At 41.9% G+C, this 22321-nt stretch carries 20 protein-coding genes; 9 read left to right on the forward strand and 11 right to left on the reverse strand.

What is annotated here, in order from left to right; genetic code table 11:
- Positions 1-119: 119 nt before the first annotated feature.
- Positions 120-2297, reverse strand: coding sequence for a M3 family metallopeptidase (locus SWOO_RS09885; RefSeq protein ID WP_012324557.1), 2178 nt, complete (start codon positions 2295-2297; stop codon positions 120-122).
- Positions 2298-2554: 257 nt separating this feature from the next.
- Between SWOO_RS09885 and SWOO_RS09890 the strand changes: the two genes are divergently transcribed.
- On the forward strand, positions 2555-4081 hold the full coding sequence (locus SWOO_RS09890) for a dipeptidase (protein ID WP_012324558.1): 1527 nt from the start codon (positions 2555-2557) through the stop codon (positions 4079-4081).
- A gap of 94 nt (positions 4082-4175) precedes the next feature.
- Here the strand turns inward: SWOO_RS09890 and ggt are convergent, their stop codons facing one another.
- Complete coding sequence (gene ggt, locus SWOO_RS09895) at positions 4176-5921, reverse strand: gamma-glutamyltransferase (protein ID WP_012324559.1); 1746 nt, start codon at positions 5919-5921, stop codon at positions 4176-4178.
- A 176-nt stretch (positions 5922-6097) separates the two neighbouring features.
- On the opposite strand from ggt, the gene SWOO_RS09900 reads away from it, so the two are divergent.
- Positions 6098-7315, forward strand: a complete 1218-nt coding sequence (locus tag SWOO_RS09900) for a GNAT family N-acetyltransferase (RefSeq protein WP_012324560.1) — start codon at positions 6098-6100, stop codon at positions 7313-7315.
- On the opposite strand, the gene SWOO_RS09905 is transcribed toward SWOO_RS09900, so the two are convergent.
- Entirely contained in the window at positions 7312-7929 is a 618-nt protein-coding gene (locus SWOO_RS09905) for a LysE family translocator (protein WP_012324561.1), read from the reverse strand. The genes SWOO_RS09900 and SWOO_RS09905 overlap by 4 nt on opposite strands.
- A gap of 151 nt (positions 7930-8080) precedes the next feature.
- Positions 8081-9121 carry a 4-hydroxyphenylpyruvate dioxygenase gene (gene hppD, locus SWOO_RS09910; protein ID WP_012324562.1) on the reverse strand — a complete coding sequence of 347 codons (1041 nt, stop codon included), beginning with the start codon at positions 9119-9121 and terminating at the stop codon, positions 8081-8083.
- Between the two features lie 297 nt (positions 9122-9418).
- On the opposite strand from hppD, the gene SWOO_RS09915 reads away from it, so the two are divergent.
- Positions 9419-10324 (forward strand): LysR family transcriptional regulator, encoded by a 906-nt coding sequence (locus SWOO_RS09915; RefSeq protein ID WP_012324563.1) that lies wholly within the window; start codon positions 9419-9421, stop codon positions 10322-10324.
- 368 nt (positions 10325-10692) lie between these two features.
- The gene (locus SWOO_RS09920; protein WP_012324564.1) at positions 10693-11049 is read left to right on the forward strand and encodes a DUF6508 domain-containing protein; all 357 of its coding nucleotides are present in this window, start codon (positions 10693-10695) and stop codon (positions 11047-11049) included.
- A 67-nt stretch (positions 11050-11116) separates the two neighbouring features.
- On the opposite strand, the gene SWOO_RS09925 is transcribed toward SWOO_RS09920, so the two are convergent.
- Positions 11117-12109 carry a cytochrome-c peroxidase gene (locus SWOO_RS09925; RefSeq protein ID WP_012324565.1) on the reverse strand — a complete coding sequence of 331 codons (993 nt, stop codon included), beginning with the start codon at positions 12107-12109 and terminating at the stop codon, positions 11117-11119.
- Between the two features lie 241 nt (positions 12110-12350).
- A complete protein-coding gene (locus SWOO_RS09930; RefSeq protein WP_012324566.1) occupies positions 12351-12578 on the reverse strand; it encodes a PGPGW domain-containing protein in 228 nt (75 codons plus the stop codon).
- A 241-nt stretch (positions 12579-12819) separates the two neighbouring features.
- Between SWOO_RS09930 and SWOO_RS09935 the strand changes: the two genes are divergently transcribed.
- Positions 12820-13545 carry a substrate-binding periplasmic protein gene (locus tag SWOO_RS09935; protein WP_012324567.1) on the forward strand — a complete coding sequence of 242 codons (726 nt, stop codon included), beginning with the start codon at positions 12820-12822 and terminating at the stop codon, positions 13543-13545.
- Positions 13546-13624: 79 nt separating this feature from the next.
- Here the strand turns inward: SWOO_RS09935 and SWOO_RS09940 are convergent, their stop codons facing one another.
- Positions 13625-14215, reverse strand: a complete 591-nt coding sequence (locus SWOO_RS09940; RefSeq protein ID WP_012324568.1) for a carboxymuconolactone decarboxylase family protein — start codon at positions 14213-14215, stop codon at positions 13625-13627.
- A 174-nt stretch (positions 14216-14389) separates the two neighbouring features.
- Between SWOO_RS09940 and SWOO_RS09945 the strand changes: the two genes are divergently transcribed.
- Positions 14390-15820: an aminotransferase-like domain-containing protein gene (locus SWOO_RS09945; protein ID WP_012324569.1), complete on the forward strand. Its 1431-nt coding sequence runs from the start codon at positions 14390-14392 to the stop codon at positions 15818-15820.
- Between the two features lie 37 nt (positions 15821-15857).
- Here SWOO_RS09945 and SWOO_RS09950 read toward each other — a convergent pair whose 3' ends face one another.
- Positions 15858-16265, reverse strand: coding sequence for a YccF domain-containing protein (locus tag SWOO_RS09950; RefSeq protein WP_012324570.1), 408 nt, complete (start codon positions 16263-16265; stop codon positions 15858-15860).
- 231 nt (positions 16266-16496) lie between these two features.
- Between SWOO_RS09950 and SWOO_RS09955 the strand changes: the two genes are divergently transcribed.
- Positions 16497-17414 carry a pyridoxal-phosphate dependent enzyme gene (locus tag SWOO_RS09955; RefSeq protein WP_012324571.1) on the forward strand — a complete coding sequence of 306 codons (918 nt, stop codon included), beginning with the start codon at positions 16497-16499 and terminating at the stop codon, positions 17412-17414.
- A gap of 202 nt (positions 17415-17616) precedes the next feature.
- On the opposite strand, the gene SWOO_RS25925 is transcribed toward SWOO_RS09955, so the two are convergent.
- Positions 17617-17790, reverse strand: coding sequence for a hypothetical protein (locus SWOO_RS25925; protein WP_012324572.1), 174 nt, complete (start codon positions 17788-17790; stop codon positions 17617-17619).
- A 479-nt stretch (positions 17791-18269) separates the two neighbouring features.
- Between SWOO_RS25925 and SWOO_RS09960 the strand changes: the two genes are divergently transcribed.
- Entirely contained in the window at positions 18270-19871 is a 1602-nt protein-coding gene (locus SWOO_RS09960; RefSeq protein WP_012324573.1) for a mechanosensitive ion channel family protein, read from the forward strand.
- Between the two features lie 134 nt (positions 19872-20005).
- A complete protein-coding gene (locus SWOO_RS09965) occupies positions 20006-20950 on the forward strand; it encodes a chemotaxis protein CheV (RefSeq protein ID WP_012324574.1) in 945 nt (314 codons plus the stop codon).
- Positions 20951-21019: 69 nt separating this feature from the next.
- Here the strand turns inward: SWOO_RS09965 and SWOO_RS09970 are convergent, their stop codons facing one another.
- Positions 21020-21688 (reverse strand): hypothetical protein, encoded by a 669-nt coding sequence (locus tag SWOO_RS09970; RefSeq protein ID WP_012324575.1) that lies wholly within the window; start codon positions 21686-21688, stop codon positions 21020-21022.
- A gap of 65 nt (positions 21689-21753) precedes the next feature.
- The gene (locus tag SWOO_RS09975) at positions 21754-22113 is read right to left on the reverse strand and encodes a DUF2750 domain-containing protein (RefSeq protein ID WP_012324576.1); all 360 of its coding nucleotides are present in this window, start codon (positions 22111-22113) and stop codon (positions 21754-21756) included.
- Positions 22114-22321: the final 208 nt, after the last annotated feature.

Genomic DNA, 22321 nt, shown 5'->3' on the forward strand with positions numbered 1-22321 from the left:
TGTTTGTTTTGCTCTCAATTTGTTCGAGTTTAATAAAAGGCCCATGGTAATCGAAATAAAAGACAGGCATAAAAAAGCACGGCATTAGCCGTGCTTTTTACTTTCATTAGCCTCTTGGTTTACTTATTCAGTAAGCCACGGCTGCGAAGGAGTGGATCAATACCTGCTTCTTTGCCGCGAAACTCTTTATAGAGTTTCATCGGATCTTCACTTCCACCTTGTGAAAGGACTGTGTTTCTGAATGCATCGGCAGTGGCTTTATCAAAAATACCATTCTCTTTAAAGGCTTCAAATGCATCCGCACCTAAGATATCAGACCACAGGTAACTGTAGTAACCAGCTGAATACCCACCAGAGAAGATATGAGCAAAGTATGTACTGCGGTAGCGTGGCGCGATCTCACTGATTAAACCCATCTTATTCAGAGAGTCAGCTTCAAACTTAGCCGCATCTTTTGGCGTGAAGTCTGTGATAGTGTGCCAATCTAAATCAAGCTTAGTTGCTGCCATATATTCAACAGTAGCAAAGCCTTGATTGAATTTACTCGCGGCTTGGATCTTTTTAACCAGCTCTTGAGGAATAACTTCACCTGTTTTGTAGTGTTTAGCAAATTGAGCTAGTACTTCAGGTTGTGTCATCCAGTTTTCCATTACTTGTGATGGGAATTCAACATAATCACGCGGTACAGAAGTACCAGCCTGTGAGCGATACTTTACATCAGATAGAATACCGTGAAGTGCATGACCAAACTCATGGAAGAGTGTACTTGCTTCATCGAAGGTGAGCAGTGAAGGCTCATCACCGATTGGGCTAGGGTAGTTCAATACGTTAACAATGATCGGCATAGAGTCGACACCATTCATATCGTATTGTTTGCGGTAAGAGTTCATCCAAGCGCCACCACGTTTGCTATCACGAACGTAGTAGTCGCCTAAAAAGATCGCCATGAGTGAGCCATCTTTGTCATACACTTCCCAAGTGCGTACATCTTTATTGTACTTAGGTAGATCAGTGCGCTCTTTAACCGTGATACCAAATAAACGGTTAGCCGTGTAGAACACGCCTTTAAGGGTATTTTCTAATGAGAAGTAAGGGCGAGTTTGTTGCTCGTTGAAGCTATATTTAGCCACACGGATCTTATCGGCATAATAATCCCAGTCCCAAGCGGCTAGTTTGAAGTTTCCACCTTGCTCATCGATTAGCTCCTGCATAACGGCAACTTCAGCTTCAGCTTGACCCAATGCAGCAGGCCATACCTTGTTTAGCAACTCATAGACATTTTCAGGTGTTTTAGCTGTGCGCTCTTCAAGTACTAAATGGGCGTGTGTTTTGTAACCTAGTAGCTGAGCACGCTCCGCACGTAAGGCTGCCATTTTAGCCAATATTTTTTTGTTATCATTGGCGTTATCATTGTTAGCACGCTCGATGTAGCCTTTGTAGAGCTTTTCACGAAGCTGACGGTTATCTGCGTAGGTTAAAAATGGCGTAATTGATGGGCGAGATGTGGTAAATACCCACTTGCCTTCATGTCCACGTTTAGTAGCGGTTTGCGCTGCCGTGCTGATAACATCACTCGGTAGTCCTGCCAGATCCGCTTCATTGTCGATAACGAGTTCGAATGCGTTGGTTTCAGCCAACAAGTTATCACCAAACTCTAGGCTTAGTTTGCCAATCTGCTCATTTAGGGCACGTAGCGTTGATTTATCCGCTTCGTTTAAGTTTGCGCCACCTCGAGTGAATGATTTATAGGTATCTTCAAGTAGTTTGGCTTGGGCTGTATTAAGGTTTAGTCCCTTACGCTGCTCATAAACGGCTTTCACTCTCTTGAATAATTTATCATTGAGTAAAACATCATCACCGGCAGCTGAAAGCATAGGCGACACCTCTTTAGAGATGGCTTGAAGCTCATCATTAGTGTCTGCACCAGTTAGGTTGTAGAAAACACTGGCAACTTTAGTCGTTAAGTTTCCAGAAAACTCCATCGCTTCAATGGTATTTGCAAAAGTAGGCGCCGCAGGGTTATCGATGATGGCCTGAATTTCAGCCTTATGTTGTGCAATACCTGCTTTAAATGCGGGCAGGTAATGTTCGGGTTTAATTTTGTCGAAATCTGGAATACCAAAATAGGTGTCATATGGCTTAAAGAATGGATTAGAAGCATTATTTTCGATTATTTGCGCTGCTAGTACATTGGGTGCCACATTGGTTTCTGTTGTAGTTGAAGTGTTGCTACATGCACCTAAAGCGAGCGTGAGTGCAATGGCTGATACGAGTGGTTTGAGGGTTAATCCCTTCATATTTTTATCCCCGATTATTTTGTTGAGTTGCTTTTATTGTGTAAACGCCAACATTGAGGTCAGATCATTTTGGCGAAGAAAATTGGATCAATCTTTTTCGTTAATGCCTTTAAATATCATGGTTGAAGGTGATAAATCCATCAAAATTATGTTTAGTTTGTAACAAATGTTTTGAGTGGTGTGTTTTTATACGCTAACTGACCAATTATATGGCAAACTAACAGAGTTTCTTGATAATAATAACAATTGGATAACCTATGAAAACCCTTATTGGAACCTTGAGTTTACTCCTTGGTGTGATGCTGGCTTTCTCTGTGCAGGCTTTAAGTCCTAAATCGGAGAGTGTGGCTGATTATGCTGTCGAAAACTATGAAGATGCGATGTTAGATTCTCTGGCTAAACTGGTGACATTTAAGACTGTTGCGAAGGAGGGGATGACACCCGAAAATAATCCTGAGTTTATCGGTTTTAAGCAAGAGATAAAGAAATTAACTCAAGAGCTAGGTTTGACTTATTCAGATCATGGTTATGTGTTGTTAATCGGCTTAGGCGATAGTGAGGATAAACTAGGGGTTATTACCCATGGTGATGTGCAGCCTGCAGATCCGGCGTTGTGGGCTCAAGATCCTTTTTTGTTAGATACTCAATCTCAGCCAGGTAAGTTAATTGGTCGCGGCACTGAAGATGATAAAGGCGCCATTGTCACCGCCATGTATGCCATGAAATCGATTAAAGATAAGCAACTTACATTAAGTAAGCGTATTGAGTTGATGGTCTACTTGGCTGAGGAATCTGACTGGGATCCTCTCAGGGAATTTCTTAAAGGCTATACCCCAGCTGAGATTAATATCACGATTGATGCCGAGTACCCTGTGGTTACCGCTGAAAAGGGGTGGAGTCAAATTACCTTCACGATTCCTAATCTTGATGGCGAGTTAATAGGTAAGTCCCATGATAAGCACTCTGCTAATTTACTTTCATTTTCAGGTGGGTACTTCTCAAGTCAGATCCCTCAACAAGCAAAAGCGAGTTTATCTAATGTTTCATCCCCTTTATTGGCCAAACTTAAAACCATTGTAACCAAGCAGGAGGGGATGGCTTATCGTTTTGAGTCCAAGGGGGAGCATTTAACTATTTTTGCTGACGGTAAAGCAGCGCACTCCTCTTCGCCAAAAGATGGGGTGAATGCGGTAACGCATTTAGCCCAACTTCTGTCAGCACATCACTGGCCTAAGTCTCAGGCTTCATTAACGCAAAGCTTCATTCACGAGTTAATTGGTTTGGGAGTTGAGGCTGAACTGTTTGGGGATATCGCCTATAACGATGGATTTATGGGTCCTATGACATTGGCGCCAACGGTGGTGAAGCAAACACAAAAGGGCACTGAGGTGACGCTAAATTTACGCCGTCCTGTGGGGAAAACTCCCGAGCTTTTGGATATTCAAACTGCACAGGCACTCGAGCTTTGGCAGGTTAAGCATGATATCAAGTTAAAAGATGTAGAAACTTATTGGGGTAAGCCTATGGTGATGGGAAACGCGCCTCATCTGGATACTCTGCTGGCTGTTTTCTCACACTTCACAGGGATTAAAGATCCTAAGCCTGTTTCTATTGGGGGCTCAACCAACAGTAAGCTCTTTCCTAATGCGTTAAGTTTTGGTCCCACCATGCCAGGTAAGGCATATACGGGACACACGGAGAATGAGTTTATGACTCAGAAGCAGTTTATGTTGAATTTAAAGATGTATACCGCGGCGTTTATTGAGTTAGCGGTTGAGAAGTAAGGTGTAAAAAATCGCCAGTGTTTGGCACTGGCGATCTCTTGTTACTATTGACTCTAGACTCGTTCTGTATTTTAAATTGGCTAAATGAAGTCCATTAATAGCCTAAGGTTTCACTGCCTGCACGCCTTGGATCCGATGCGCCAAAGATGCCTTTCTCTGTCACCATAATTGATTGAGTAGAGCCCATAGCATTATTGATTTTCACCTTATGCCCTTTAGCCCTTAGCAGCTCTATGGTGTCACGATTTAAAGTATGCTCAACTCGTAACAGATCCGGTTGCCATTGATGGTGAATACGTGGCGCTGCAGTGGCTTCAGCAATATTAAGATCGTGATCGATAACATTCATGATGATCTGCATCGTAGTATTGATAATACGTGAGCCACCAGGACTGCCCGTGACAATAAAGGGCTTGCCATCTTTCATCACTATGGTTGGACTCATGGAGCTTAATGGGCGTTTATTTCCTTCTACAGCGTTTGCATCACCACCGACTAAGCCATAGCCATTTGGTGTGCCTGGTTTAGCGGAGAAGTCATCCATCTCGTTGTTCAGTAATATTCCTGTGCCTTTAGCCACTAAACCTGAGCCATAACTGAAGTTAAGGGTGTAAGTATTGGAGACAGCATTGCCCCATTTATCAACAACCGAGTAATGAGTCGTTTGGTTGCTTTCATAGGGGGCTAAGTTACCGGGTTTTACTTCGCTACTGGGTGTCGCCTTATTGATGGCTATCTGGCTGGCGAGCTTTTTGGCGTAATCTTTATTGATAAGGGCTTGTACTGGCACTTTATAAAAATCTGGATCGCCTAAATATTCGCTGCGATCGGCATAAGCGCGGCGCATCGATTCAGTCATCAAGTGTAAGGTAGCAGCAGTATTATGGCCAAGCTTATCGATAGGGAACTGCTCAAGAATGTTAAGCATCTCTATAATATGCACGCCTCCTGATGAAGGAGGGGGCATAGAGACAACTTGATAACCTCGATAATCACCTTGAACAGGTTTACGCTCAACCACTTTATAGTTTTTGAGATCATCCAATGTCATGATCCCACCAGCATCTTGTATTGCAGCCACCAGTTTCTCGGCTGTTTCACCTTGATAAAAACCTTTACTGCCCTTTTGTGCTATCAGCGACAGCGAGTGAGCTAATTCAGGCTGCTTTAACAGATCTCCGACCTGATAGTCACTTCCATCGGCTTTATAAAAGATCTCAGCAGAACTTGGCCATTGAGCAATACGGCGCTTTAAACCTGTGAGTGATGTGGAGAGATCTGGGGTCACAGAAATACCATTTTTTGCCATCTTAATGGCGGCGTTGGTGGCCTGTTTCATGGTCATGGTGCCGTATTTTTGTAAGGCCAGCTCCATCCCCATTACAGTGCCAGGCACGCCAACGGCTAAGCCATGCTCTCGACTGAGCGCGGCAACTGGGTCGCCTTGCTCATTGAGGAAGATATCTTTGTGCGCTTTAGAAGGCGCCATTTCACGGTAATCAATTGCTATGGTTCTGTTTTGCTCTGCCAGATGAACTAACATAAATCCACCACCGCCAATATTACCTGCCCTTGGTAGGGTGACTGCTAAACTAAAGCCAACAGCGACAGCTGCATCTACGGCGTTGCCACCTTGCTTTAATATCTCGACACCAGCTTGCGTGGCTAAGGCTTCCTGACTAGATACCATGCCATGCTTAGCCCAGATAGGCTGCGCCGTTGCCATATGGCTGTAGATAGATGCTTCTTTAGCCTGTGCTGGTGAAACAAAGGCTGAGGATAGAGTGATGAGCGGGGCTGCTATCGACATGGCGACGAGTAAGGTCTTGAACGCGCGCATAAGCTTCCTTGTTATTACTTATAATTAATTATCAGTGCAATGTGACGTTAAAGAAAACAAATTGCAAGTGGTAGCCAAGTTATCATTTTTTTGCCAGAGTTTGTGTCCCTGATTTTTCGAGCGTTTGTGTTATTCTCAATAATCTGTTTTTTAATCACTTTTGAGCCAGAGTTTTGATGTCAGAGATCCAGATTGAATTTATCCCAGCAATTTCATTAATCTCTGCTCAGGAGTGGAATCAGTTAATGGTGACGAGCTCCGATGAAGGAGCGAGCGTTAACCCTTTTGTGCGACATGAGTATTTAGCCGCATTGGAGTCAAGTGGTTGCGTTTGTGCTAAAACAGGCTGGACACCGATGCATCTTACTGTACTACAAGGTGAGAAACGCTTGGCGGTGATGCCACTTTATGAAAAGACTCACTCCTATGGAGAGTATGTTTTTGATTGGGCATGGGCCGAGGCCTATGAGCGAAACAGTATCGATTATTATCCTAAATTACTCTGTGCTATCCCTTTTACGCCAGTAACGGGGCCGAGAGTGGGGATGGCTAAGAGCTTAACTCAGAGTGAAGCGGCATTAGTGTGGTCAAAGATTACTGAGCATTTTAGTGAGATGCTGCAAAAGAGTGGGTACTCGAGTTGGCATGCGCTGTTTTTAACTAAGCCTGAGTGTGACATGTTTTCAAAGCAAAATGCATTGAGCCGAGTTGGTACCCAGTTTCATTGGATGAATAAAGGCTATCAAAGCTTTGAAGATTATCTGGCAGCGATGAATTCACGAAAACGTAAGGATATTCGTAAAGAGCGTTACAGAGTCGCTCAACATGGGCTCACTATGCGTTTTGTGGATGGTGGGGAGGTGACCGATGAGCAGTGGCTGGCGTTTACTCACTGTTATCAAATGACTTACGCCAAACGTTCGGGCCATTATGGTTATCTTAATTTATCTTTTTTTAAATCATTAGCGCAAAATATGCCTCAGCAGATAAAGTTACTGCTAGTGGAGACGAATGAGGGTGACAGTGGTGCTGATTATGAGGATAAGCAGGGCCAACGAATTATTGCATCAGCACTCTATTTTTGTAGCGATACCCACCTTTATGGACGTTACTGGGGAGCATTAGAGACGATTGAAGGGCTACATTTTGAGGTTTGTTATTATCAGGGGATTGAGTATTGCATTGCACAGGGATTACAAACTTTTGATGCTGGGGCTCAAGGGGAACATAAGGTCCCCCGAGGGTTCGAGCCAGTAGCTATCTATTCAAATCATGATATTGCTCATCCCGCCTTTCGTGATGCGATTGAACATTTTACTCACCAAGAACGGACTCAGATAAGCTGCTATATGAAAGAGATGAGTCAATCACTGCCATTTAAGTCTAGTGATTAACCTAAGGCTAGCCAGAAGCCAACACCTATCATAAGTGAGCCTGCTATCCGGTTCATCCATTTGATATTATCCCCACGGCTTAAGAAGATCTTTAAGCTTTTTCCTCCAGCAGCGTAGGCTAACATGCTGATGAGCTCAGTGAAGAGTATGATGCTGAGTAGCGCGACAAATTGAGGAGCAAGCTCCTTGTCGACATTGATAAAAGGGGGAAGCAGGGAGATCATAAATGCCCAGCCTTTGGGGTTGGCAATCGCAGTGATAAAACCTTGTGAGATAAGCGTGCTATTACTAATCCTAGCAGATTGTTCATCTAGCTTGGCCATCTTACCTTTAGCACGCCACATCTGAACACCGATATAGGCTAAATAGATACCGCCTACCCATTTCAATACCTCAAAGATTTGTGGGTAGTTAAGCATGATACTTGCAACGCCCATGACCGCTGCGATGGCGACTAAAGCGACACCGACAAGTTCACCTATCATCATCCATAAGGTACGGCGAACACCAATACTCATACCTAATGTCATGGCGAGTGTCATGCACATTCCCGGAGTGATTGAGACAAAGAAAAAAGTGGGCAGAAAAACCGCAAGTAGAGCAAAATCCGGCATGTTAATAGGCTATCTTAAAAGTAATGAAGGGTTAAGTTTATCCCTATATTTGTCCACTGAAAACAAAAAACCAGCCACTTGGGCTGGTTTTACATCTAGGTAACCTAGTTAAGCAGTCAATGTAACCTAACTGACTGAATATGCGTGAAGTTTATAGTACACCACGGCGCTGTTGATCGCGCTCAATTGATTGGAATAGTGCGGTAAAGTTACCTTCACCAAACCCTAGGTTATTTTTACGTTGTATGATCTCAATAAATATAGGACCAAATAGGTTCTTAGTGAAGATCTGCAAAAGATATCCATCTTCATCACCATCAACCAAAATCTGGTGGTGCTTGATGCGCTCTCTGTCTTCAGTGACCTGAGGAAGCTTGTCAAAGATAGTTTCATAATATTCAGGGATAATATCTAGTGTCTGAATTGATGAACCTTCCATCGCATCAAGTGAGGCGACAATATCGCGACTTCTAAATGCTAAATGCTGAACACCTGGGCCATCATAGTCTCTTAGGTACTCATCAATTTGGTTTTTGTCATTGCCTTTACCTTCATTGATTGGAATACAGAAGCTGCCATCTGGCGAGCGCAGTGCATAGGAAACCAGTGCTGTTTGAGAACCTTTGATGTCAAAGTAACGCACCTCAGTAAAACCAAAAATATCTTTATAGAAGTTTGCCCACTTCTCCATCGTGCCCTTGTAGACATTATTGGTTAAGTGATCGACTTCAATAAACCCTTTCTCTTGGGTCACAACTGGGTTTTCTAGATCGACGAAATCATGCTTGTAGATATTATTCTCTTCACCAAAGATATCGATAAAGTAGATAAGGCTGTCGCCAATACCGTAGATGGCAGGGTAAGGATGATCCTTACTCGCTTCATCTGCAGGCTTAGCACCACGCTCAACTGCGCCTTCGAAAGCAAACTTAGCATCCTCTACACGCCAGCCCATTGAGCAGATGGCTGGTCCGTGGCTTTTAGCAAACTCTGAAGAAAATCCACTACGTTCGTTGTTTAAGAGGAAATTAATATCATTTTGTTTGTAGTAGGCAATGTCCTTTGTTTTGCTCTTTTTTAGTTTTGAAAAACCAAAATCGATAAAAACCTGATGCATGAAGTCATGTTCTGGTGTAGCAAATTCTGTAAATTCGATACCCAGTAATCCCAGTGGATTTTGTTCGCTTGCCATTGTCTTATCCTCGTTCAATTTAACATCACACGCCGCCACTCTTCGATGGCTGTTGAGTGAAGCATTTACTGTTCACTAAAAGTCGTGGTAATGAGTGCTTATCTATTAAGCGTCGTCTTGTTTGCTATCTTCACCCAGTTTAATGACATATCTGCGTTGATATTGATCATGTACTGATTCTATGTGTGATCTAAGTATCAATTTAGTTGGTGACTTGAACAAAAAAAAGAATAATAATTAGCTTATCTTGAACAAAATATTAGATGGTATTGTATTGTTTACACCCTTGGAGGTCATATGCGGATAGATGTCGACACATTCAAAGTGCTTGAGATATTAGTCGAGGAGGGAAGCTTCGCTAAGGCCGCAGAGCGTTTACATAAGGCTCAGTCTGCGGTGAGTTATCAAGTTAAAAAACTTGAACATCACTTAGGTGTAAAGCTTTTTTGTCGGGATCAGTACCGTGCTGAATTAACACCTGAGGGTAGGGTTATCCTTGCTGAAGGGCAAAAATTGTTGCAATACCTTGCCAACATTGAACATTTAGCCAGCAAGTTCAGTGATGGGTGGGAGCCAAAACTTGAGCTCATTGTCGATGGATCTTTGCCGATGGAGCCCATTATGAAGGCATTGAAACGGATGACGTTGGAAAATATCCCCACAAAAATCCAGTTGAATGTGGAGTTTTTGGCTGGTGTTCAGGCAAGGTTCGAGCGCGATCAAGCTGATTTGATGTTAGTGAAAGACTACAGAACTGGCCCTCATTACCGTCCACAATCCCTTCCAGATATCACAACCATTTTGGTTGTTTCATCAAGCCACCCATTGGCGAACACTCATGATGTTTCACTGCTTGAGTTACAAAGCCATGTTGAGTTGACCATAGAAGATTCTTCATCCGATATTCATTATCACGATGAGTTGCAGTTTGGCGGTGATAAAGTGTTTTATCTTTCGGGCTTTATCATGAAGAAAAATGCGTTGGAAATGGGGCTTGGCTTTGGGTGGATGCCAGATTTTCTTATTCATCAGGAGTTGGCAAGTGGCGAGATGGTTGAAGTCGACTTTACTGGGGGAAGTCGGTATACCTTCACACCTAAGCTGGTGTCGACAATGGAGCGCCCTCTGGGAAAGGCTGGACAACTATTTACTGAGTTCATTCTTGATGAGTTTGCTAAAGCTGAACTCTCATACTCGCTTTAGGAATCTTGAATCTCAGATTGCGATGCAAATTAAGAACTGCCATCCATTTCTTAACCTCCTTTTGAACCATGAGTGACAAACAGCATCAAATGTTCTGTTAAATAACTGTAGAGTTTAAAAATGGGTGATTCATTAACCTTGAGTTGGTTAAATTCTAAACGCTTGTATCTGAGGATGAATCTAGCAAGGCGGAGCTTAAATAACACTTCGTACTGTTAAGCTTAGGTTCAGATACCTTACCTTAAGATGGTTTCATTGAAGGTTTGCCCAATGCTGGTACAGCATATGCAAATCCATTTGTAAGTTGTTATGAGATGAAAAATCTTCATTTACGCAAGCAAAGTCTGCCCGCTTGCAGGGGGTATTAGATGGAACCATTATTACTCAACCATACTTCAGCTCTTTATGCTAAATATGTAAGTGACTTAGCCTGTGGAGAAAGAGCATTATCTGTATTTAAAATGCATGAGTTTATTGATGAACTAGCTGAAAACAGCTTACTCTTAACTGATTTCAATTGGGATGACTGGTATCACAACAGCCATTTAGTTGACAGGCCTGAGTATATTGCTGATGCCAGTTTACATGAATGCCAACTCTTGCTTACCGCCATGACACGCTTAGAGCAGTTCAGTCCAGGAGTGATGGATAATATGCGTCGAAGTGGGGTGCTATTGGCGATTATGGAACGATTTAACTGTTTATCGTTAAAACTTACAGCATAGATAATACCAATCAGTATAAAAACGCCAGCATATGCTGGCGTTTTAGTTTTACACTCTACACAAATGATTATTTACCAAATGGTACAGGCCTTGGAGTATTGACGTTTGATGGCGGCAAGATAGGCAAAATTATCTGAGGCTGATCGCCGGTCAGTGATTTTAGGAATGCGACCATCTCCTTTGTTTCCTGCTCAGTTAAACTCTGTCCTAGCTGAATATCTGCCATAACATTAACCGCTTCCTCAAGTGTCCAGGTGGCACCGTCGTGGAAGTAGGGGTAGGTGAGTTCAATATTTCTTAATGTTGGCACTTTAAATACATGCATATCGGCTGCATTGCCTGTGACAGCAATCCTTCCCTCTGCAGGGTTCTTGGTGTGGAATGGCTTGACGAGTCCCATCTTCATATACATGGTGCCGCCAACCGCAGGGCCGTTATGGCAACTGACACATCCCTTGTCTTTAAACAGTTGATATCCAGCTGTCGCTTCTGTTGTTATTGCTGACTTATCACCTTGTAAGTACAGATCAAATGGGCTGTTTGGTGTTACTAAAGTTTTCTCAAATGCGGCAATGGCATCTGTGATATTGTCGATGGTGATCTTACCGTCGCCATAGACGTTTTCAAATCTTGTCTTATAAGCGGGCATTGAGTCGATTGTTGAAACCGCCAATTCATGGGAAAAACCCATCTCTTTGGGATTCGCAATCGGTCCACCAGCTTGCTCTTTTAGGTCTTTTGCTCGGCCATCCCAAAACTGCGCTAGTCCATATTCAGCGTTTAATACTGTGGGTGAGTTGATCGGACCCTCTTGCCAGTTGTGGCCGATTGAGGTTGGTAGGGCATCAACACCACCTGTAGAGAGATTGTGGCAAGAGTTACATGAGATAAAGCCAGATTTTGACAATCTTGGTTCGAAGAAAAGCATCTTACCCAGTTCAACTTTTTCTGGTTCAGTGATATTTGCTGGCTTGATGATCTCAATGGGCTCTTTGGCCATGGCTGGAGAGGCACAAATAGCGGCTAAAATGGCAAGTGCAATAGGGGAAAATAGTTTCATAACAGACCTCACTGTAAGATATTTAAATCGATAAGCTTATCGACGCAGGCATGATATTCAGTTAAGAGATTTTTTCATAACTATTTGTTTCGATGGGGACTATCGTAGATTTGGATTAATTAATCGTGAGGTTGATCTCGGACAGAAGGGGGATATTTCGCTAGTATTTATGCGCTGGTTCAAACTTTATTTAGAAGTGTGAACCAAGCCGCGTCGATGCCATGTAGGATTGGGGGAAAAATTAAGATTTCATTCTTCTTAATAGGATTTTTCTATCGAGCCAAGCAGCAGATGCTGAAAATTGTTTCTGACTTTTACGCAACCAGATTTTTGCCCAAGGGTATTCAAGGCTTAAAATTGCCAACCCGATGGGAAGAAGTAACCAAGCAGGCCCAGGTAAAATAAGTAAAGCGGCGCCGAGTAAAGTGAGCCCTCCACCGAGTACTGTTATGGCAGTCTTTCGTAGCATAAGCGCCTCTCATCATTGTTATTCTAGTTAGTTTCTCACTGTTTATTCCTCATTGGCTAGGCAAGAATTGTAACAAAGGTTGATTTATTATTGAGCTAAACAAGCTATAATTGCTTTCATGACTAGGGATTTATGGACCGTTTTTTGAATTGCTATTAAGGAGGTTATCAATATCGATAACAGTACTTTTTTAGTTTGCGGTAATAAAAATAACTCTACCTTTGCCACTCTCTGTGTTCTGTTGGGAATATTGGCAAGTCTTCTTGCGCCTAAAGTAAATGCCGAAACTTTGCATCTCACTTCACTTCATTGGCCACCCTATTCGAGTAGTCAGCTAGCTGAGCAGGGAGCGGTGATTGCCATCACTCGAGCGGCTGTGAATGCCATGGGTCATAAACTAGAAGTTGATTTCTACCCCTGGAGCCGAGCTGTCAGATTAGTGAATAGAAAGGGGGCAAAATATGACGGTTACCTTCCAGCCTATCCTTATCCTACCGAGAAATTTGTTTTTTCAGATGTTCTAGGCACTAGCCCGTTGGGATTAGTCGAGCGACGAATACACCCTGTGAGCTGGTTAGAAGCCTCAGATCTTAATCAATATACTTTAGGTGTAGTGAGAGACTATGTGAACACCAGTGAGCTTGATGCCATGATCAAACTGGGAACTCAAAAGGTTGAGGTGGTGAATTCTGACGAACACAATTTGACAAAAGTGGCAACGGCGCGAGTGGATGCAGCTGTTATGGATGTTAATGTGTTGCAGTTTTTACTGCTACAGAGCAAGTTAAAACCATTGAGTAGTAAAGTACAAGTCAATAAACATATCTTAGAAAACAAAGATTTGACTATTGCATTTGCGAATAACTCACAAGGGCTTTTTTGGCGAGATATTGTTAATGCAGGCCTGGCTAAAATTGACAGTGATGCAATGCTTTCAGCTTATATAAAAAACAGTGAAAAAAAGTAGGTCTTTTACTACAGGTTGAATAAGTGTGAGGGCACTTGCCAAATTGATGATTTGACAAGTGAGGTTAGCTGCTACAAAACTAGTTTGTATGTTTGCCTACTTCCCAGCCTTTTAACGCAAGTAAGCTCTCTCCTGAAGCGATAGCTCCCTCTTCTAGTGTGGTGGCCATGGAGTCATTCCAGCGATTAAGGTAACCAAACAGCGAGATCACCCCAAGTATTTCTACAATCTCATCCTCTTCCCAGTATTGATGTAGACGTTGATTCAGTTCCTCATCAACACCGTTAGGGACTGTTGATGCTGCTACTGAGAAATCCAATGCGGCGCGCTCTGCATCAGTAAATGCAGGGTGTGTTTTATATTCCCATATATTATCAAGTTGAGCTTGCTCTGCGCCATAGCGCTCAGCGGCTCTAATAGTATGTGCTTGGCAATAGCGACAACCAGTAACATTACTGGAAACATAAGCGATTAGTCGCTTGAGTAAACTTGTCACTCTCCCCTGATTGTCCATTACAGCCATATTAAGCTCGATAAAGGCTTTAGCTATTTTAGGCCTTCTCATCATGGTCAGTACGCTATTAGGGCAAAAGCCTAATGTTTCATTAAAAAATCTAGCAAGCTGGGCAACTTCTTCGTTGGATTCGAGAAGGGGGGTAACGAGTGGCATCAGTTCTCTCCTGTTAGTTTGACTGTGACAGTTAGCCTACAGAGTCATTTTTCAACAAAAAAGAGACAGTCAAGGTTAAAAACAGCGGTACACTTTCAATTAAATTGGTAAAAAAGTATTATATTTCTATTTTGTACTGATATCGTGTCAGCCATCCGACAATGAGAGTGTTTTATGCCTATTAAGAAATATCAACTGGTTGCGGACACGATTTCCCAGCAGATCTTGACTGGTTATTTTCAACCTGGAGAGAAAATCCCTTCAGTTAGAGCAAGCTGTGAACAGTTTCATGTCAGTATGACAACGGTACAAGCGGCGTATGAGATCCTTGAAGATAATGGCTTAGTGGCAAGTAGGCCAAGTTCCGGTTACTTTGTTTCTCGTTTAGCCGATACCGAGCACTTAACGCCAATAAAGCCACAGGGGATCTCCGTTTATAACCGCATGATATCTGTGCTGAATGATTGTCATAAAGAGGGGGTGATAAACCTAGGTACCGCGGTCGTATCACCCTCACTGCTTCCCACTCATCAAATTAAGAAAATCCTGAATAAGCTGACTCGCGATCATATGCTTGAATTAGTCACGCCTGAGTTTTCATCAGGTTATCCGCGCTTAAGAAGGGAGTTCGCTAAACGAATGCTCAATGTGAATGTTGAAGTACACCCTGATGATATCTTGGTTACTGGTGGCTGCCAGGATGCGATCGCATTAGCATTAAGTGCAGTGGCAAATGCAGGTGATGTCATCGCTGTTGAAAGTCCATGTTTTCCAGGATTATTACAAGTGATTGAATCACTTGATATGAAGGCGTTGCCACTTCCTTGCTCGGGGAGCTTAGGGATGAAGCCTGATACATTACAAGATGCGCTTCAGTCTTGGCCTATATCAGCCATAGTGCTTGTTCCCTCATTCAGTAACCCTACCGGGAGTCTTATGCCGATAGAGAGTAGAAAGAGGGTGATAGCCTTAGTAGAGGAGTATGATATTGCGCTTATTGAAGATGACCTTTTCTCTGAGCTTAACTATCAAGATAAACCTGTACCAGCTATCAAGTCATTAGAGAGAAAGGGGAATGTGATCTATTGCTCCTCAGTTTCTAAATCATTAGGCTCAGGCTTTAGGTTGGGCTGGTTATGCGGTGGAAAGTATCATAGCAAGATTATGAAATTAAAAGCTTTTAGGAATGTATCCGAACCTTTGATTATTCAGATGTTGATAGCTGAATTGATGAAACAGGGCGGATATAGTAAACACCTTAAAAAACTGAAAATAGCCTTACATCAAAATCAAAAATTGATGCAAAGCTGTATCAAAAAATCCTTCCCTAAAGGGACACTGGTGAACTCTTGTGATGGTGGTTATGTCCTGTGGGTGCAACTTCCTGATCTTTGTGACTCAAGAGAGTTGTTTACGCAAGCCATTAAAAGTGGAGTTGCATTTTTCCCTGGGGATGTGTTTTCTCCCCATGAGCACTACCTTAGTTACATCAGGTTTAACTTAGCTGTGAAATGGTGTCAGGAGATTGAGCAAGCCGTTATAAGTTTAGGTAAGCTGGTTAAGCTGCAGTTAGAGCGAAGTGCAGCTCAGCTACCGATAGACTGAACTGCTGTATATTAGATTATGATATAGCTGTTAGCGTTTAAGCTTTTGCAACAACGGTTTGTCCTATAGGCGTTAAACTTAAAATAGCCAATTTAAGATGTTGAATACCAAATGGAATGCCTATGATGGTGACAAAACATGCTAAGGCATGAGTAATATGTCCTATTGCTAACCAGATCCCGAAAAGTAAAAACCAGATGATATTACCTATGGTCCCGAATGCGCCGGTTCCTATATCCTCTCGGCCTGTAAGGCTTTGACGATTCATATGGTCTTGGCCAAATGGCCAGAAAGTCATCTCGCCAATTACGAAACATGCTCGTCCGAAGGGGATACCAATAATACTGATATAACAGAGTAAACCGGCGACCCACCAAGCCAGTCCCATCACAAAACCACCAAGAACAAACCAAGCTATGTTAAATATTAAACGTAATACTGCCATTAATGACTCCTAAATAAAGGCTGATGCTAAAAGATCACAAACGAGTGTGAAGTTATGATCCGTAACCTAAATAAAGCTATTTTTGTGCCATATTTATATGTTGTTGTAAATTATAGGTTTAACTACCATCTTTCTTTGAGGGGGTAGTGAGAAATACTTGTATTTAGTTATTTTGCTCAACTGCACCAAGTGATAAAATTCTATGAGTACGGTTTAAAGGCTAATTGAGAAATGAAGTTAAGTAATACACCTGTTGACTCGCTTATGATGTTTGATAGGCAGATATTTATTAAGCGTGATGATCTGCTTCATCCTGAATTTTCTGGCAATAAAGCACGAAAGTTTGCCTATTTTCTCGCCCATGATTTTCCTGGGGCCAAAAAGTTGATCGGCTATGGCTCACCTCAGGCTAACTCTCTTTACTCAATGTCTGCTTTGGCTAAGCTTAAGGGCTGGACGTTGGATTTTTATGTGGATCACATCGCTGCACAAGTAAAATCTCAAACAGAGGGAAATTATGTTGAGGCCTGTGCGAATGGGGCGAATGTCATTGATTTGAGCGAACGACACGACAGGGAAGGGCGCAGCTGCGAAGAATATATTAAAGAGAAAGCATTGATTGATGAAACCCAAGCGCTGTTTGTCCCTGAAGGTGGGCGATGTGAATATGCTGAGTTTGGTGTTGCGCAACTCGCCAGAGAGATCGTCGATTGGGCTGTTCAAGCAAACCTAGAACAGTTAAAAGTGTTTCTCCCCTCTGGTACAGGGACAACAGCACTGTTTCTTAATAAATATTTTATTGAATCGGGCTCTAATATTCGTGTCTTAACCTGCGCTTGTGTTGGCGGGGATGAGTATTTAAATCTGCAATTCACCCAACTATCTCAGTTTAAAACGTTCTATCCAGAGATTATATCTCTGCCTAAAAAGTATCACTTTGGGAAGCTTTATCGTGAGTGCTATGAGATGTGGCAGCGTATCGATAAGCAGGGAATTCGATTTGAGCTTTTATACGACCCGGTAGGCTGGATAGCGCTTGAAGCGTATTTAAAGAGTGCTAGTGAACAAACGTCAATCATCTATATTCATCAGGGAGGTTTACTGGGAAATGCCAGTATGCTGCCGAGATATAAACGTAAGTTTGGTTAGCGAGTTAATGTCATTTGGGGGAGGTTTTTACCAGTTGGTCAGGCTAAGTATCTGTGAAATTGATACAGCCTAGACCAAAGGTAGGTGTTGCTTAGATGCTTAATAGCCGACGTAATGAAGTCGGTCCTATCTGTTCTTTAAGAACAATCGATACTGATGAGAGGAGTGTATCGAACTGCATTATTCATATTACTTTTTCGGTTTACTTGTTGCTTGAAAGCAACCACTTCATAAACGTTAATGCTTCAGTACGCTTAGAAAATGTTTGTCTATTCTTTCCAAGGCTATCGGTAAATGCGATAGATGACTTGTTTAAAGAGATAGAATTTACTGGAAAACTAACTGTGATCTCATGACCATTTACATTGTACGACATATGCCATACTCCTTTTATTTTTTACTGCACTATTAGCAGTGAATATATAACTATAAGATATCCTTAGCATTATTGCGAAAGACGAATTTAAGATTCGTTTTGAGCCTACCCATCTTTAGCACCTTAATCAAGGCAGTTCGTTATCTATAAATGTTAGTGTTTGTAACAGTTTAGATTGAAGCTTTGATCTAATCAGATTTAATCATAGTGGTATGACAGTAATATGACTAGTTTTTAGATGCGAACCAGGTGTATTAATATTTTTGCGTGGTATTGACGAGAGGAGTCAAACAAAAGGCAAACTACTTTACAAGGGTGTTCAAAATCAGAGCACAGTATATCCCTAGTTTTTGGCTTGTCAATAGATATCGAGTATCTTTTTCATTCTTTGTGCTACTAATATTTAGCGTTATAAACTGTTGTTTTATAAAATAAGTGATATTATTTTGTCACCATAGTGTCCTAATTTGGTTGTGCTAATGCGCTTTTTTTGTATCTCTATCATGCTTTTTATTTTAGGTTTGCTCGGCCCTTCGTTGGCGCTAGCTGATACTGCAAACTTAATATCAGGGGCTAATGCAGCGGAAGAACCTCATACTGCATTGAGTGTCCATCAGCAGTTTCAATATAAAGATAAGCATAATAGAGATACGCCGAAAGGAACACTAGAGGGGTTCTTCAATGCCGCTTATGAGCAGGATTTTGAGTTGGCGTCACAGTATCTGGATCTGCGTTACCTGCCAGAAAATATGTCACAAGAGAAAGGTCCTGAATATGCCACCATGTTGCAGGCGATTATTGACAGAAATGTATGGATCAACCTTGAGGAATTAGATGATACACCTCAAGGGGCAACTAATGATAGTTTGCCCTCATACAGAGATATCTTTGGCCGAATAAAGGTGGAGAGTGGTGAGGTGATGCTACTACTTCAACGAGTGCCCTCTGACAAGCGTTCGATTTGGAAGATATCGAATGCCACTGTTGCTAAAATTCCAGAGCTTTATAGTCAACTCGGATATGGACCTATTGTTGAGTGGTTTGTTGAGACCATTCCAGAAGGGCGACTGTTTAAGATCAATCTGTGGGAGTGGGCGTTACTGCTCACATACTTGCTGGCTGCATTTATTATTGTGATTCCAATCACCTTGTTGATTAAGTTAGTGCTGTTAAAGTCTACTCTTAGTCTCAAGGTGGAGCTTGGCTATATTGCTTCAGGCCCATTGCGTTTTTTTCTTGCTGTGGTGCTTGATAGGGCTTGGATAGCCCAAAGCAGTATCTCTCCTCATGCTCTGGAGGCTATTAATACCGGTTTTTTACTGCTGATCTCGGTTATATGGTTGGTATGGTCTTCATTAGGTATTATGAGTGCAGGTTTAAAGCAGCGTTTAATCGCTCAAGAGCATCAGCAAGGTGCATCTTTATTGGGGCCTTTGACGAATTTTGTTCGAGTGATTTTTATTGCCATCGCTTTTTTGGTTTGGCTAGAGTTTTTAGGATTTAATGCCAGTGCAATCGTGGCAGGAATGGGCATTGGTGGTGTTGCAATTGCGCTCGCTTCTAAACAGTCAATTGAAAACTTTATTGGAACCATCACTCTTTATTCTGCTGCCCCAATTAAAGTGGGCAATATTTGTCAGTTTGGCTCCATTAAAGGGACGGTTGAGGAGATTGGGTTACGTTGTACGCAAATTCGTACATTAGACAGAACCTTAATTCATGTGCCTAATGCAAAATTAGCTGAGATGGAGATTGAAAATATCTCTGAGCGTGAGAAGATTCGCTTTAAAGCTGATATTCGGCTCGATTATTTAACCCGTTCAGAGCAGCTAAAGGCTATTATTTCAGATATTACTGGAATGCTAGAAAACCATGAGCTGATAGATGAAGACCCTTTGCGAGTTACCTTTCAAGGTTTTGGATTACACGGGCTTCAAGTCAATATTTTTGCGTATGTTGGAACAACCAGTTTTCCGACTTATCAGAAAGTTGCTCAGGAGTTACATCTGGCGATCATGGATATCGTTGAGACCCATGGTTCTAGAATTATTCCTGTTGCGCCTATAGCTGCTAAAATTTAACTATCCATAGGGGTAAGTGATAGCTCTATATGTTATTTATTCGAGTTTTATCAGGCTTAGCTATGGTTCTACGGACTATAATTAATTAGCAATGTTACCAGAGACTGAGTGTCTCTTTTTTCGAGAGTTGTATTATGACAAAAGTACTAGATTCAGTAGACCAACGTACCCAATTAGTCGGTGAAAACCGCTTAGAACTTTTATTATTTCGAATTAATGCAACTCAACTATTTGCCATCAATGTTTTTAAAGTCAAAGAGGTAGTTAAACTTCCTCCGTTAAACTCTGTGCCTGGAAGTCACCCGCATATCTCAGGTGTTGCGAATATTCGCGGCTCTTCAATTCCGGTGATTGATCTTAGAGGTGCTATCGGCTTCTCACCCATGAGTAGTGATCAAGAGCGTAATCTGATTATTACTGAATACAACCGTAGTATTCAGGGCTTTATGGTGGGTAAGGTTGAACATATCGTTAATATGACCTGGAGTGATATTTTACCTCCGCCTAAAACTGCAGGTAAGCAAAATTATCTTACAGCTATCTGTCGATTAGAGATCGATGATGTGATCAACATGGTGTCAATTATCGATGTTGAAAAGGTGCTAGCGGAGATCATCAATTACGATATTCGCCTTTCAGAAGGTGTGTTAGATGAAGAGTTAGCCAAAGAGATGGTTGGTCGTAGAATATTAATTGCTGATGATTCATCAACAGCTCGAAGACAGATTAAAGAGACGCTTGAGCCACTAGGAATTGAGATTTTAGAGGTGTCTGATGGCTTGCAAGCCCTCCAGTTACTACAAAGTTGGTGTAACGAAGGTAAATCGATCTACGATGAGATATTAATGCTTATCACAGATGCTGAGATGCCTGAGATGGATGGATATAAACTAACCTCAGAGATACGAAGTGACAATCGTATGTCGGATCTGTTTATTGCATTGAACACCTCATTAAGTGGCAGTTTTAATGAAGCCATGGTCGAGAAGGTTGGTTGTGATCGATTTATTTCTAAGTTTCAACCGGATCTCTTAGTTGGTGTCGTACAAGATAAATTGAGAGAGCAGAAAGAGAAGTAATAAGTGCTAATCATTAAAGCAGCGTTAGGCTGCTTTATATTGTTTTAATACTGATTAGTATAAAGCCAGTTAAAACCAAGTTGAGTCACTCAACTCTTCACCCTGTTCAAGGGCTAGGTCTTTCAATACCTCCTGTTTAGTTCTCTTATTTGAAGCGATATTGATCCTGCAGAGTCTAACCGCATAAGCGAATCGATTTCGGCCCACTTGTGAGACGATTGCTTGAAGAAAATGTTTATCTAGCCCTAAGGTTTCGCTGTAATGTTTAATGGCTTTTGAAAGGGAAGAGTATTTTACACCATCGAAATCAAAACTTGTTTCCCTCTCTTCGATATCAAGAGGTACACCATCAATTGAGATAGACCAGCTATGGGCGTTAACTCTATCTCTGGCGATAAGGTACATCATCCAACCACTTTTTTTAAAGCCCTCAAATACCTTGCAGGAAAATTCAGAGTCAATTAACTCCTGCTCTGTCCAATTAATCCCAATGGCAAGGTGCTTAGCATAGATCCGCATTAACTCATCTTTTACGGCTATCTGACACTCCCAGATAGAGGTTAGCTTATGCTTTTCAGCTAATTTTAAGCACTCTTTACAGGCTGGAACAGCCAAACTTGGGTGCGGTGTATGACTATTAGCATGATACTGAAAAGAGTCGTTACATGGCTCAGCACAAAACCAGCAGGTATGACGAAGCTCGAAGGGGATATCGATTAGGGGGATAGTTAGCGTCATAACAGATCACTGTGCATGACGCGATTGTGTGTGCATTTCATTATGAAGGATAGAGTGTAGAGAGGTTACTCCTCTTCTACATTGACCAGAGACTTAGCGAGTATGATTGGATCCATCTCTAAGCACTCTTGATCTTCCTGCCAGTTGGTTCCAATCAAAACGCCATCTTCATTAAGGTCTGATATCCAGAACTCGAGTAGATCAGTTAAACCGATAGCAACAGGTTGGTAATTAGCCCACTCATCATTACAGTGCACCTTAGCTTGTGCTTCAGTAGACCATAGTGGCATAACGTCGGTATCTTCATATTCTGAAGAGTCACATACGACCCAACCTTCTCCAGATTCATCTTGCAGTCCCCAGACAGCTTGGTGTTGTTTAACATCTTCGATAAAGCTGGCTAATATTGGATTTATTTCTGTCATGTCAGGTCTCTTAAGTGAGTTATTTTTCGGGGTCATTATACGACATCGCATCTATTCGCCAAGTGATCTTTAGCATTTTATCCTTAACTTGAAAAATTAAGGTTATTTCCATCTTGCGTGAGTATAGTAATTATGGCTCAATTTGAGCTTGGTATCTTAAGGCCTTTTTTCAGACTGTTATTGTCGGCCTATTTTTTTACAACATTTT

It is taken from the genome of Shewanella woodyi ATCC 51908 (assembly GCF_000019525.1).
Taxonomy (GTDB): Bacteria; Pseudomonadota; Gammaproteobacteria; order Enterobacterales; family Shewanellaceae; genus Shewanella; species Shewanella woodyi.

What these genes read in the sequence shown, in the direction of transcription:
- SWOO_RS09885 (WP_012324557.1), bottom strand. Translation starts at nt 2,297, where the DNA reads ATGAAGGGATTAACCCTCAAACCACTCGTATCAGCCATTGCACTCACG.
- SWOO_RS09890 (WP_012324558.1), top strand. Translation starts at nt 2,555, where the DNA reads ATGAAAACCCTTATTGGAACCTTGAGTTTACTCCTTGGTGTGATGCTG.
- ggt (WP_012324559.1), bottom strand. Translation starts at nt 5,921, where the DNA reads ATGCGCGCGTTCAAGACCTTACTCGTCGCCATGTCGATAGCAGCCCCG.
- SWOO_RS09900 (WP_012324560.1), top strand. Translation starts at nt 6,098, where the DNA reads ATGTCAGAGATCCAGATTGAATTTATCCCAGCAATTTCATTAATCTCT.
- SWOO_RS09905 (WP_012324561.1), bottom strand. Translation starts at nt 7,929, where the DNA reads ATGCCGGATTTTGCTCTACTTGCGGTTTTTCTGCCCACTTTTTTCTTT.
- hppD (WP_012324562.1), bottom strand. Translation starts at nt 9,121, where the DNA reads ATGGCAAGCGAACAAAATCCACTGGGATTACTGGGTATCGAATTTACA.
- SWOO_RS09915 (WP_012324563.1), top strand. Translation starts at nt 9,419, where the DNA reads ATGCGGATAGATGTCGACACATTCAAAGTGCTTGAGATATTAGTCGAG.
- SWOO_RS09920 (WP_012324564.1), top strand. Translation starts at nt 10,693, where the DNA reads ATGGAACCATTATTACTCAACCATACTTCAGCTCTTTATGCTAAATAT.
- SWOO_RS09925 (WP_012324565.1), bottom strand. Translation starts at nt 12,109, where the DNA reads ATGAAACTATTTTCCCCTATTGCACTTGCCATTTTAGCCGCTATTTGT.
- SWOO_RS09930 (WP_012324566.1), bottom strand. Translation starts at nt 12,578, where the DNA reads ATGCTACGAAAGACTGCCATAACAGTACTCGGTGGAGGGCTCACTTTA.
- SWOO_RS09940 (WP_012324568.1), bottom strand. Translation starts at nt 14,215, where the DNA reads ATGCCACTCGTTACCCCCCTTCTCGAATCCAACGAAGAAGTTGCCCAG.
- SWOO_RS09945 (WP_012324569.1), top strand. Translation starts at nt 14,390, where the DNA reads ATGCCTATTAAGAAATATCAACTGGTTGCGGACACGATTTCCCAGCAG.
- SWOO_RS09950 (WP_012324570.1), bottom strand. Translation starts at nt 16,265, where the DNA reads ATGGCAGTATTACGTTTAATATTTAACATAGCTTGGTTTGTTCTTGGT.
- SWOO_RS09955 (WP_012324571.1), top strand. Translation starts at nt 16,497, where the DNA reads ATGAAGTTAAGTAATACACCTGTTGACTCGCTTATGATGTTTGATAGG.
- SWOO_RS25925 (WP_012324572.1), bottom strand. Translation starts at nt 17,790, where the DNA reads ATGTCGTACAATGTAAATGGTCATGAGATCACAGTTAGTTTTCCAGTA.
- SWOO_RS09960 (WP_012324573.1), top strand. Translation starts at nt 18,270, where the DNA reads ATGCGCTTTTTTTGTATCTCTATCATGCTTTTTATTTTAGGTTTGCTC.
- SWOO_RS09965 (WP_012324574.1), top strand. Translation starts at nt 20,006, where the DNA reads ATGACAAAAGTACTAGATTCAGTAGACCAACGTACCCAATTAGTCGGT.
- SWOO_RS09970 (WP_012324575.1), bottom strand. Translation starts at nt 21,688, where the DNA reads ATGACGCTAACTATCCCCCTAATCGATATCCCCTTCGAGCTTCGTCAT.
- SWOO_RS09975 (WP_012324576.1), bottom strand. Translation starts at nt 22,113, where the DNA reads ATGACAGAAATAAATCCAATATTAGCCAGCTTTATCGAAGATGTTAAA.